This window comes from Bacteroides sp. BFG-637 (genome assembly GCF_024793605.1).
GTDB classification, from domain to species: domain Bacteria; phylum Bacteroidota; class Bacteroidia; order Bacteroidales; family Bacteroidaceae; genus Bacteroides; species Bacteroides vicugnae.
In genome coordinates this window covers 2017556-2029514 of sequence record NZ_JANUPD010000002.1, presented here as the reverse complement: position 1 = coordinate 2029514, position 11959 = coordinate 2017556, and the positions used below count along the sequence as shown (strand labels likewise).

Here is an 11959-nt window from a genome sequence, read left to right as displayed (position 1 = left end):
CTCTATTAAATAACGCAATTAAAATATCAGATTATGAAATGCTATATTTGTCTAACAGACTCCATAGTCACTCGAAAAGATTATCTTGATTTACTAAAAGTCATGTTAATCAGTGCCAAGAAAAACACATCTCTCCATTTAGTTTGCCTATATGATGGCAACACAAATGACCTTGTTTATAGGTTATTAAAGGAATTCAATGTAGAAATAATCCTCCATCAATTACCCTATAAGCAAGAGTTGATGGAGATATATCCGCGTGAATGGATGTTGCAGAATTTAGGGAAAGAAATCGAATATAACCGAATTTTCGGAACATTTATGAGAATGGAAATCCCCGTTGTAGAAAAAGAAGAAAAGTATGTTCTTTATTCTGATATAGACGTGATTTTCAATTCTGACATTTTACTTGAGGAACTTCCACATCCCACTTATCTAGCAGCTGCCCCAGAATATGAACGTAATGTGGAAGATATGGAATATTTTAATGCGGGAGTATTAGTTATGAATATCCAAGGCATGAAAGAGAAATATGAGGAATTTATTCTTAAAATGAAAAATAGAGAAAGAAACATATCTGGACTTTTTGACCAAGGATATTTAAACGAGCTATGCTTCAAAGACATGGAACTACTACCAATAGAATATAATTGGAAACCTTATTGGGGTATCAATGACAAAGCTAAACTTATCCATTTTCATGGCATGAAGCCTAGCAGCAATCTCAATGAGGCTGGTTTTATTACTGATAATTCTTTTTTCCGTATCGTTTTCGAGGCAAATCCTGGCGGCTATGCAGGATATGTATACTATTTTACCCAATTCTATGATTATCTGGGAAGAAAAGAAGACAAATGGTTATACAATCACCTACAAGAAGTTTTCAATTTATATAAAGATCCATCTTTTTTCTTTTCTAAATATAACAAGTATAAGCTTAAATACCAGAAATATAAGAAATACTATTTAGTTACTTTAGGAATATCCTGTGTCCTACTAATACTGTTATGTTTAACTCTTATTTTAAAACAATAATGAAGAAACAACCATTGATATCAGTTATCGTTGCTTCGTACAACTATGCTAAATATATAAAAGAGACTTTAGATTCTTTAATCAGACAAACTAATAAATCATTTGAAGTTATTGTGGTAGATGATGGAAGCAGAGATCAAAGCCTTCCTATAATAGAAGAATATGCCAACCGTTTTAAAAATATAAAACTATACACACATCCCAGTAACCAAAATAGAGGATTAGCTGAGACTGTGAAATTAGGAATTGAAAAATCCAATGGAGAATACATTGCATTCTGTGAGAGTGATGATTATTGGACTAATAACCATATTGAATATTTACAAAATACAATCCAACAGAATCCCTTAGCAAATTTCATAGTCAATGGTATCAAAGTTATAAACCTATCGAATAACCCTGAATATGATTCATATATAGAATTTAGTTCCTCATTCCTCAAAAAACATTCAGGTAGTAACATATTTCCCTACCTTGATTCAAACTATATCCCTACATTCTCAGCTGTTTGTGTGAAAAAGAAGTAATCCAAAATATTAATTTTAGCACCCCTTACCCCGCATGGTTAGATTTCTGGCTTTGGAGACAAATATGTGTGTTCAATAAAGTATATTACATTCCTCAAGAATTAACTTTATGGAGAAAACACAATGAAAGTTATGATGCAGTCTCTGATAATAAAGATTTCAACGGCTTTATAAAAAGCTCAGACCAATATCTAGTATCTCAATACAGTTTATCCCAGATAATAGCCAATGCCAATATTCCCAAAGATAAAAAGTCTCTCAAACAATTTATTAAATCTTTTTGCCACTCCATATCATTCAAGAATGAATAGCAGCAGCTGATGCGTAAAGAATCTAAAACGTTTTCAAGATGACAATATAGAATCAAAGGCTCAACAAAAACATTAAAATTCATCTTTAAGAATAGAAGTATAAACCGATAATCTCCGATCCAACATTTCTTGTGGATTATACATATTCTTCATTTTGTCATTAGCCTGATAAACCAACATTTTTTGTAACTCCAAATCATTGGATAATTTAATCATAGCATCTGCGAAATCAATAGTATTGTCAGCTATCAAGCAATCTACACCGTGGCTAAAATGAATACCTTCCAATCCTTTTGAAGTTGTAATAAAAGGAACATTTGAAGAAACTATATCAAGTATTTTCATTCTCATACCACTTCCGATACGAATAGGAACAAGAGCAATGCTCCCCTGCAAGAAAGAGGTCAAATTCTCAACGAATCCAACTAACTCTATCTCAGGACAAGCCGTTCGTAGTTCAGCAGAATAACGCTCATATCCCATTCCAACCACTTGCAAAGTGAACTCAAAATTGCATTCACGCAAATAGGGAACAATTTCTTTACAAAGCCATACAACAGCATCTAGATTTGGAAAATGCTCTCCATATCCCACAAAAGTAAAACGCCGATGAACACAAGGGATAAACTCCGTCTCTGAATTCGATTCAAATTTTATCACTGCAGGAGAAGCATAAATGTGATCTTCACGACCTAAAAAAGTTAGCTAACAATAGCCTATCGACTTCCGTCAAAGCAATTATATGCTTATACTTCTGCAACGCATTCCATTCGAAGTCTTTTGCAATAAGAAAATTCATCCGATCGCTAGGCCATATTGCCTGAAAAAGGTTCATCTCATTCTCGTTACGTATATATCGCAATTCATGATGAACAAAAATCGTCTGTACATTCTGCGGTAACACATATCCCAATGCTATCAATTCATAAAACTCTACCTGAATGATATCAAACCCTGTATGTGCTACTTTTGTAACATAATCTATATATCGTGTATCAAATTCTTTATATACAGAATTAGGTAAAACAGACTTTTCACGTACAAAATCTTTATCTTTCAACAGATCGACAGTACCGTTTGACGTAGATAACAACTGCCTCCGCATTTTACGTTCAATAGACGTCTTGAGCTTTTTCAGCCACTTATAATAAAAAGGATTTCGCACCAAAGGAGAATCCGGTCCTTCTTTGGTCTCTTTAACAAAAGTATAAAAATCCACATCTCCCCACAAATCTTCTAACTTTTCTACTCTTTTTGCCTCATCAACCGTCCAAGCATAAAACAACACTGAAACTGAAATCTTATGGCGAATATAGTCTACCATCTGAAAAAAAGCCTGATTCCCCCCAGAATTCAAAGGATAAGGGACACAAGGTATAATAAAAAGTATTTTCTTCATTTTGTATTTCAATATAAATTACTATTCAACCATTTCTTTCTAACTAGGAGATAAATTATATACCGAACATTTCACCAAAAGAAATTATCTCAAATAAAAAGTTTGGCTTTTAAAATATGGGAGCGTAAAACACGTGAAGCCACATTAGGAGAAAGTCTTCTCAAAATAGCATATAAACAAACCAAATCTTTTAGACTATAGTTTCCTCTTACAGAACACTCTAATATTACATTCACATAAGTCACCAATGCATCTTGAAATCTAGACTCCCGGAGATTTAATCTATAATTCATTCCAATCCATTTTAGAAAAAGTCCGGTAGCTTTAAGCTTCTCCCTATCAAAACGTGTAGAATTACTTATATTCTTATCTTCAGCATTCCGCCAATAAACAGGAGTTCCCGGCAACGAAATAATACCAGCTGTATAATCTGCAAACTTTGCCCATGTTGCATCATCTGAACACCATGCCAAAGGAAACCTAACAAACCCTCCTGTTTTTTTCCAAACATCACGTGTAAACACATACTCACACGCAGCAGAGGATATTTTACCACTTAACTTATCCAATAAGAAATCAGAGCCAGAGATCCTTTCTGCCTCAAAAGGCGGATTAGTATATTTTAATTTACCATACGAATCCACTATAGCCAAAGGAAAACGAAATACGGCATCACATTCTCCTGATTTCCTCCAAGTCTTCATCACCCGCTCTACAGCATCAGGTGGCATTAAATCATCATCTGAAAAAAGCCATACCAGCGGCTCATCAGATAATTTAATACAGCGCTCCCAATGGGCAACCAAGTCTCTCCCACCCCAATTTTGTTCAAAACGGAAATAGAATATATCTAATTTATCCTTATAATCAGATACTATTGATTCTAAATCATCAGGACTGGCATCATCACCGATATAGACCGTAAAGTCACGATTACTCTGCCTTACAATAGAATCTAAAACCTCCCGAAAAAAACAAGCTTTATAAGCAGGTATAATGATCGCCAGTTTATTTTTCATTTTTCTAACTATTCAATAGTTTCATTTGCAAAGATAAGTAAATGAGATGAAAGATTTGCATTAATAAGATCACTTTAATTTCTGATATTCTTGATTCTAATAGAGGTAAACCTAACAATCAATTATACAAGAACAATTGACTTTATATCTTAGTAGTTATCTACCTATGCCAAAATAAGATCAAAAACCATAGCAGAGTATTAAGTTAGATGAAAAACATATTGTCTTAAAACCTATACCTCTGAGATTAATAACTTGCCACTCTTATTTTTCTTTATACCTTTGTATCATTATATATAAAAACAATCTGTACTTCTATAAAGCGGTACTTCACCTCAATCTATTTTAATTCATCATGGATACTGATATTATAATACCCATCTATAATGCTTTTGATTTTACTAAGAAGTGTATAGGGAAACTGTGATTGAACATACAGATCTCACCAAACATACCTTACTACTTATCAATGATAAAAGTACAGACCAGCGAATCCTTCCTTTGCTAAACCTGTTTACGGCAGAATATCCATCTTTAAACATTGCAATAATCAACAATGAGAGCAATCAAGGATTTGTACGAACGGTTAATATCGGCATGCAACACTCGTCACGCGATGTTGTTTTATTAAATAGCGACACAGAGGTTACAAAAAATTGGCTCCCTAAGATACAAAAGTGCGCATATAGCAAAGCTGCAATAGCAACTGTCACTCCACTATCTAACAATGCGACATTAGCATCCGTACCTGATTTTATGTCAGAAAATACGATACCATCAGATTTTACGATAGAGAAATATGCAGAGATTGTTGAAAGATGCAGCATGAACCTATTCCCTGAAATTCCTACTGCAAATGGATTTTGTATGTATATTAGACGAGAAGCCATAAATAACATTGGTCTCTTCGATGAAAAAGCTTTCGGGAAAGGATACGGTGAGGAAAATGATTTTTCATACAGATGTCTACAAGCCGGATATAGACATCTACTATGTGACAACACATATATCTATCATAAAGGAACCCAGTCGTTTTCTCAAGAAAAAACAGAACTAATAAATTCTCACCTACAAATATTAAAAAAGAGATATCCTTCATGCATCGAGAACACAGAATCCTTTGTACAACAAAATCCAATTTCAGATATACAGTTAAATATCCGCTATGCCATTAATTTACATTCTAAGAAAAATGTATTAATTGTAATACATGATTTCAAAGAAGCTGAAAAGAAAAAATATAGGAGGAACAACTTTACATGTACATGATCTAATAAAAAACATGAAAGAAGAATTTAATTTTCATGTTCTTTATTATTCCGATGATGATTTTAAATATCATGTAACTTCTTTCTTACCATTTGATAAAATTACCTCCACACTAGATGCATATTCACAATATACGACATTAAACCTCTACAATGATACATTCAATAGAGATATTAAAATACTAATAGACACTTTAAAAATAGACCTAATACATATCCATCATTTAAAATACATGTATTTGGATATATTCAAAGTAGCAAAAGAAAAAAGTGTCCCTGTCATATACACTTTACATGACTTTTATTCAATATGTCCTTCTATGAACCTCTTTAACAAAGAAACTTTTCTATGTAACTATGCTAACACAGCAGGATGCGGTTCATGTATAGCAAAAACATTCAGCCTAAATATCAACTTCATTCCACTGTGGAGAAAAGAGTTTTATGAAAATCTTAAAACTGTAAAGAAAATCATTGTTCCATCTTACAGTACAAAAAATATATTCCTGAACACATATAAGGATTTAACAATCGAAGTGGTAGAACATGGTTATGACAAAATAAACGAAAAGCCTAATAATGACAATCCAGATAAAAAGAAGAATAAAAAGTTTAATATTGCCTTTATTGGATATATTACAGAAGAAAAAGGACTAAAATATTTAGAGGAATTAACAGAGAAAGTAAAAGGCACAGACATAAACGTCCATCTTTTCGGACAAACAACAAACAAAAAATACAATAAAAATAAGAAGAATTATATTTATCATGGCAAGTATATACAACAAGATCTTCCCAATCTACTACTAGAGAATAACATAAAATTAATCTGTTTATTATCCATGGGACCCGAAACATATTCTTATACCTTATCAGAAAGTTTAATTTCAGAGATCCCCGTAGTCTCTTTTGACCTAGGAGCAATTGCCGAACGAGTAAAAAGAACAGATGTCGGCTGGATTTTACCTATAAATAGTACATTAGACGATATCTTTAAACTCATCTCAACTATTAAATCAGCCCCACAAGAATATGAACAGAAAGTGGAAAGAATCAGACATTTTTTAAAAGACATGAAGTCTTTAAAAGATATGGGCAATGAATATACGGAAATATATAACAAAACCATCAATGCATTTCCTATTGAAAATCACGACATATACTATGTACAATCAAGGAATGAATTTTACAGAAAAGGGAAAGAGATTCTGACGTTAAACCTTAGAGAAGAAAAAAAGGAGTATAAACGAGTAAAGCATATTATTAAAAGTTCAGTTCCTTTCAAACAAGCTTTTAATGAAGTACAAAATTTTCGTAGCACTTACACCAGCAGTAAATATAGAAACAAGATCTTTTTCAAATTTATATGGTACAGAATTCTACGAATTAACATCTAGAGAAATCTTACAAAACGATTTCTCTAGATCCGGCTCGAACACGAGCAACATTATATATTCTAGAAAAAACACAATCACCTCCCTATATCTAAAAGCCACCTTCTTGCATACTTTTTACCACCTTTTCTGTTTCTTCTAAATAACGGAATCCCCATTTTAAGTCAGGTTCCAAATGATTACCCTCTGCCCATTCATTCCAAGCATTGACAAAAACAAAATTCTCGTCTTTGCTATAAGGCACAAATTTATTCATAACCGAACATAACCATTCACCGTATTTTTCGGGAGTACTCTTGTCTAAAATAAACATTTTCTGTTTTCGACGAGAAGTATTATCCCACATTGGAGTAACCCCCCGGATACATTTTATAGTCAGGAAAAGGAGTTTTACAAATATAATCTACATATTCCGAGTAATCAATCTTTTTCTTCTTACATGTATTAAAAAGGTGACGATTTATATTATAAGCAAACTTCCGTAATGGGTTTCTCTTTTTTTGAAATTCATTCATTTGATGAGTGAAAGGTTGAAACTCTACAGCAGCATCAAAACCATCCTGAAGGTATTCTTCTCCATAACAATCCATAGTTTCGACGCGGCATAAATACAACTCCACTCCTTTACTAGAAGCTTCTTCCCTCCAAACTCGAATAGTCTCTTTCATATTCGGGAAAAGCATGGAACGATAAATTAAAAATACAGGTTTACCATCTACTCTTATATATCGAGAATCACTAAATACATTATCTAACAGATAACGGATATGCGCACGATCATCCTCTTCCGAATAATTTTGAGCAATCAGAACATGACGACTTCCACCATCCCATGCCCTTGTCCAATTTTCATTAGCCCAACAAAGCATAAATGGAAAATCAGGGTTGCCAGAAGATAATACTTCTTCTAGTGGTCTTTCCATCAATTGATGACCATTAAACCAATAATGATAATAACAAAAGCCATTAATCCCGTGCATTCGAGCCATATCAGCTTGCTGCTGACGAACTTCCGGAACACGCAGATCATAGAAACCTAAATCTGCTGGTAAATGCGGCTGATAATGGCCACGATAAAGAGGCCTAGCCTTGACCACATTTCTCCATTCAGTAAATCCCTTGCCCCACCATTCATCATTTTCAGGAAATGGATGATATTGCGGCAAATAAAATGCTATAATTCTTTTGTCAACCATATCTTTCTTTATTGCACTTCACAATTCATTACAACCTATCTCTATCTCTTGTAGGTTGCCATGGATTCAAAAAACTCATGTATTTATTAACCCGTTCCCATCTATATGTCCACACACTTGTTCCAAAACATCCTTTCAGTTTTTCAAACAACAACAATCTCATTTTCGGGTCAACTGTTGCACGCTTTATATTTTTGTAAAGCATTCCATGCCGCATCAAACGCTTATAACTCCCTATTGGATAAGAAAATGATTCAACATAATGTACTACTTGAATATCTTCAAGAATCGCATTACCTGAAGCATTACCCTCAACAGTTGTACTTGTTGAATGCAATCGAAAAAGGTTTAACTTTTCATATAACTCAACAACGACCCCTTGCCTCGCCATCTCTATCCAAAAAAGCCAATCACCACTATATCGCATTGAAAAACAAGACAAATCCTTTATCCGTTCAAAACACTGTTTACGAAAAACAACGCCACTAGCGTTATAAATATAATTACGCCAATAAAGATTATGTTTTATGTAATCTTCACCATCAAAAACACCTATATTGTGAGGACGGCGTAATTGTTTTGAAGTCCAACGGTCAAAATCTGTAGATAGTTCATTCCCTTTCTCGTCTATACAATGTGAACCTAAAAAACAGAAAGAAGCATAAGGATATTGATTTAAGGCAGAAACAGCCTTTTCCAAAAAAGAAGAATCAGCCGCATCATCGCTCTCGGCAATCCATATATATTTTCCACGAGACAAACTAATCCCTTTTTGCCACTGAGCAAAAGGACTCCCTGTATTGACAGAATTAATCTCCAAATGAGCGACACGAGAGTTTGTTTTATAATGGTTTAAAATAGACACACTATCATCGGTTGAAGCATCATCTAATAATATAATTTCATAGTCTGTATATGTTTGTGCCAATACAGACTCGATACGTTGCTGCAAAAAACGAGCATAGTTATAATTAGGGATGATTATACTAACTTCCACCGGATGATTTTCCATTACAAACACACTATATTATCTTAGTTATTATAACAAACTGATAGCAAAGATACGGATATTATTCTTAAAAAGGATGCTAACCCCCTAATGTTTAGCAAAAAAGCCTTTAACGCTTGTCACAACCAAATAAAATGTATACATTTGTAGAATTTTAGTGCAAGCCCCCTTAACTATTTAACTAACTTAGTAATAATTATATGAATAAACCAATGGCGAGCAACATAAGTACATCGCTAATTATATCCACCTATAATAGAAGCGACGCATTAGAATTATGCGTTAAAAGCGTGCTACGTCAATCTCTCCTTCCTAATGAAATTATCATTGCCGATGATGGTTCTAAAGAAGATACAAGAGAACTAATTCATCAATTGGCTGTTTCTTCCGAAGTCCCCATTATTCATGTTTGGCATGAAGATTTAGGTTTCAGACTGGCCTCCATCCGCAACAAAGCTATTGCGAAAGCATCTAAAGAATATATTATACAAATTGACGGAGATATCGTCTTACACAAAGATTTCGTCAAAGATCATGCACATTTTGCTAAAAAAGGTAGTTTCGTAACCGGTAGCCGTGTATTAATCCGGGAAGGTTTAACCCAAAAGATGCTAGCAGAAAGGAACTGTATTATCTCTATTCACGACAAAGGTACTAAGAATGCAATCAACGGAGTACATTTGCCTTGGCTAAGCCCATTACTTCAGCATTATCGCCAATGGGATATTTCATATTCCAGAGGATGCAATATGGCTTTCTGGAAAGAGGATTTATTAAAAGTCAATGGGTACAATGAAGCTATTACCGGATGGGGAAGCGAAGATCATGAATTAGTGTGCCGCCTTATCAACAGCGGTGTACGCAAGCGTACCATCAAATTTGCGGGAATTGTGTTCCATCTTCATCACGAACTACATGGAACAGATAATTTGAGCAACAACCGCAGCATTTTGAACGAAACGAAAGTCAGGAAACTAACCTGGTGCGATAAAGGAATCATACAAAACTAATATGGAAAAGAATTTGAACTTTTTAGATCGAAACGAATTTAACTACAGTCCATCAAAAGAAGTAGTAGAAGCTTTAAAAAACTTCGATATAAATAAACTTTGTTTTTATACCCGCATTTATGATGAAGGAAAGAAAAGTATATTATCTGTTTTCTTATCCGAACTTTACGATATAGATGAAACACAAGTCTTATTAGGATACGGCGGAGAAGATATTCTGAAACAAGCCGTACACTACTTCCTGACTCAAGAAGATGGAAATAAAACGATGTTGATTCCCAAGTTCTCATGGTGGTATTATAAATCAATTGCAGATGAGGTGAATGGCCATACTTTGCAATATCCTCTCTACGAAGACGGAAATACTTTTAAATATGACTTTGAGACGCTAAAAAATATGATTCGGAAAGAGAATCCAAAGATTCTTTTACTAGCTTCTCCCAATAACCCTACCGGCAATGGTTTGACTCCGAAAGAATTGGATGAACTACTTGCAGAAGTACCCGGCCAAACAGTGGTATTGATAGACGAAGCATACGCTTCTTTTGTTTCAACTGATACCAGTTATATCAAAAAGCTGGTTAATAAATATCCGAATTTGATTATTTCCCGTACCTTATCTAAATTTTATGGATTGCCGGGTTTACGTATGGGATTCGGATTTATGAGTAAGGAGCTGGAAAAATTCAGCAGATACAGCAATAAATATCTGGGATACAACCGGATATCCGAAGATATCGCCATTGCGGCTCTTAAATCGGACGCACACTATCGAAACATCGCAAAACTGATGAACGAAGACCGTGAGCGTTACGAAAAGGAAATCGGCGTGTTGCCCGGATTCAAAGTATATGAATCGGTTGCCAACTTTATTTTAATCAAATACCCGATAGAGCTGAAAGAGGCTTTACAAAAGGCTTTTGCTGAACAGAGTTATAAAGTGAAATTTATGAATGAACCGGATATCAATACTCATTTGCGTATCACATTGGGTCGCCCAGAGCAGAACCGGATCGTTATAGATACAATCAAAGAAATCGCATCCAAATGAAAGCAATAATATTAGCCGCAGGAATAGCTTCACGCTTACGCCCGCTGACCGATACGACGCCCAAATGTCTTCTCAAGATAGGAGAACGATGCCTTTTGGAAAGGGCTTTTGATGCTCTGATACAAAACGGATTTGATGAATTCATCATTGTCACCGGGTATCGCCAGCAGCAAATCGTTGATTTCCTACAGGCACATTATCCAACCCAAGATATTACTTTCATCTATAATGACAGGTATGAATCAACCAACAATATCTATTCATTATGGCTCACCCGCCCATATACGGATGGGGAGGAAATTCTGTTATTAGACAGCGACATTGTATTCGATCCGCAGATTGTAGAGAAGCTGCTTCATTCGGATAAGGACGACATATTGGCACTGAATCGCCATGAGCTCGGAGCAGAAGAAATAAAAGTCATCGTGGACGACGCACAAAAGGTCGTGGAAATCAGCAAAGTCTGTTCGATATCCGATGCTATCGGAGAGTCCATCGGTATCGAAAAGATGTCAGCTGAATATACCAAGGCGCTATTTCGTGAACTGGAAATTATGATTACTACCGAAGGACTGGATAATATATTCTACGAACGGGCTTTTGAGAGACTGATTCCGCAAGGATATAGTTTTTACGTTATGGACACCACCGAGTTCTTCTCGGCCGAGCTGGACACAGTAGAGGACTTTCAACAGGCACAGAAGCTGATTCCATCCAGTCTTTATTAATTAAAATCAGAT

11 protein-coding genes and 1 pseudogene are annotated in these 11959 nt (G+C 34.7%); 7 read left to right on the top strand and 5 right to left on the bottom strand.

Going from position 1 to position 11959, the window contains the following annotated elements; all coding sequences use genetic code 11:
- Nucleotides 1-33 precede the first annotated feature (33 nt).
- Together NXX38_RS08065 and NXX38_RS08060 are read left to right on the top strand one after the other, a co-directional pair.
- Complete coding sequence (locus NXX38_RS08065; protein ID WP_258979035.1) at nucleotides 34-1035, top strand: glycosyltransferase; 1002 nt, start codon at nucleotides 34-36, stop codon at nucleotides 1033-1035.
- A complete protein-coding gene (locus NXX38_RS08060) occupies nucleotides 1035-1562 on the top strand; it encodes a glycosyltransferase family 2 protein (RefSeq protein ID WP_258979034.1) in 528 nt (175 codons plus the stop codon). The genes NXX38_RS08065 and NXX38_RS08060 overlap by 1 nt, the downstream gene beginning before the upstream one ends.
- A gap of 383 nt (nucleotides 1563-1945) precedes the next feature.
- Here NXX38_RS08060 and NXX38_RS08055 read toward each other — a convergent pair whose 3' ends face one another.
- The 3 genes from NXX38_RS08055 to NXX38_RS08045 form a co-directional block, all read right to left on the bottom strand.
- Nucleotides 1946-2533, bottom strand: coding sequence for a glycosyltransferase family 4 protein (locus NXX38_RS08055; protein WP_258979032.1), 588 nt, complete (start codon nucleotides 2531-2533; stop codon nucleotides 1946-1948).
- 25 nt (nucleotides 2534-2558) lie between these two features.
- On the bottom strand, nucleotides 2559-3272 hold the full coding sequence (locus tag NXX38_RS08050) for a hypothetical protein (RefSeq protein ID WP_258979031.1): 714 nt from the start codon (nucleotides 3270-3272) through the stop codon (nucleotides 2559-2561).
- Nucleotides 3273-3361: 89 nt separating this feature from the next.
- The gene (locus NXX38_RS08045; protein WP_258979029.1) at nucleotides 3362-4291 is read right to left on the bottom strand and encodes a glycosyltransferase family A protein; all 930 of its coding nucleotides are present in this window, start codon (nucleotides 4289-4291) and stop codon (nucleotides 3362-3364) included.
- A gap of 423 nt (nucleotides 4292-4714) precedes the next feature.
- Here NXX38_RS08045 and NXX38_RS08040 point away from each other — a divergent pair, with 423 nt between their 5' ends.
- Both NXX38_RS08040 and NXX38_RS08035 read left to right on the top strand, forming a co-directional pair.
- Nucleotides 4715-5560, top strand: coding sequence for a glycosyltransferase family 2 protein (locus NXX38_RS08040; protein ID WP_258979028.1), 846 nt, complete (start codon nucleotides 4715-4717; stop codon nucleotides 5558-5560).
- Between the two features lie 13 nt (nucleotides 5561-5573).
- Nucleotides 5574-6956, top strand: coding sequence for a glycosyltransferase (locus NXX38_RS08035; RefSeq protein WP_258979027.1), 1383 nt, complete (start codon nucleotides 5574-5576; stop codon nucleotides 6954-6956).
- 88 nt (nucleotides 6957-7044) lie between these two features.
- Here NXX38_RS08035 and NXX38_RS08030 read toward each other — a convergent pair.
- Nucleotides 7045-8149: pseudogene (locus NXX38_RS08030) on the bottom strand (glycoside hydrolase family 99-like domain-containing protein).
- A 28-nt stretch (nucleotides 8150-8177) separates the two neighbouring features.
- The gene (locus NXX38_RS08025; protein WP_258979026.1) at nucleotides 8178-9161 is read right to left on the bottom strand and encodes a glycosyltransferase; all 984 of its coding nucleotides are present in this window, start codon (nucleotides 9159-9161) and stop codon (nucleotides 8178-8180) included.
- Nucleotides 9162-9358: 197 nt separating this feature from the next.
- Between NXX38_RS08025 and NXX38_RS08020 the strand changes: the two genes are divergently transcribed.
- Genes NXX38_RS08020 through NXX38_RS08010 form a run of 3 tightly spaced genes read left to right on the top strand, consistent with a single transcriptional unit; the run spans nucleotide 9359 to nucleotide 11947 of the window.
- A complete protein-coding gene (locus NXX38_RS08020) occupies nucleotides 9359-10168 on the top strand; it encodes a glycosyltransferase family 2 protein (protein ID WP_234131657.1) in 810 nt (269 codons plus the stop codon).
- Between the two features lies 1 nt (nucleotide 10169).
- On the top strand, nucleotides 10170-11219 hold the full coding sequence (locus NXX38_RS08015; protein ID WP_258979025.1) for a histidinol-phosphate transaminase: 1050 nt from the start codon (nucleotides 10170-10172) through the stop codon (nucleotides 11217-11219).
- A complete protein-coding gene (locus tag NXX38_RS08010) occupies nucleotides 11216-11947 on the top strand; it encodes an NTP transferase domain-containing protein (RefSeq protein WP_148364200.1) in 732 nt (243 codons plus the stop codon). The genes NXX38_RS08015 and NXX38_RS08010 overlap by 4 nt, the downstream gene beginning before the upstream one ends.
- Nucleotides 11948-11959 lie beyond the last annotated feature (12 nt).

Excerpts from the sequence above, each read along its gene's own strand:
- NXX38_RS08065 (WP_258979035.1), top strand. The coding sequence starts at position 34 with ATGAAATGCTATATTTGTCTAACAGACTCCATAGTCACTCGAAAAGAT.
- NXX38_RS08060 (WP_258979034.1), top strand. The coding sequence starts at position 1,035 with ATGAAGAAACAACCATTGATATCAGTTATCGTTGCTTCGTACAACTAT.
- NXX38_RS08050 (WP_258979031.1), bottom strand. The coding sequence starts at position 3,272 with ATGAAGAAAATACTTTTTATTATACCTTGTGTCCCTTATCCTTTGAAT.
- NXX38_RS08045 (WP_258979029.1), bottom strand. The coding sequence starts at position 4,291 with ATGAAAAATAAACTGGCGATCATTATACCTGCTTATAAAGCTTGTTTT.
- NXX38_RS08035 (WP_258979027.1), top strand. The coding sequence starts at position 5,574 with ATGAAAGAAGAATTTAATTTTCATGTTCTTTATTATTCCGATGATGAT.
- NXX38_RS08025 (WP_258979026.1), bottom strand. The coding sequence starts at position 9,161 with ATGGAAAATCATCCGGTGGAAGTTAGTATAATCATCCCTAATTATAAC.
- NXX38_RS08020 (WP_234131657.1), top strand. The coding sequence starts at position 9,359 with ATGAATAAACCAATGGCGAGCAACATAAGTACATCGCTAATTATATCC.
- NXX38_RS08015 (WP_258979025.1), top strand. The coding sequence starts at position 10,170 with ATGGAAAAGAATTTGAACTTTTTAGATCGAAACGAATTTAACTACAGT.
- NXX38_RS08010 (WP_148364200.1), top strand. The coding sequence starts at position 11,216 with ATGAAAGCAATAATATTAGCCGCAGGAATAGCTTCACGCTTACGCCCG.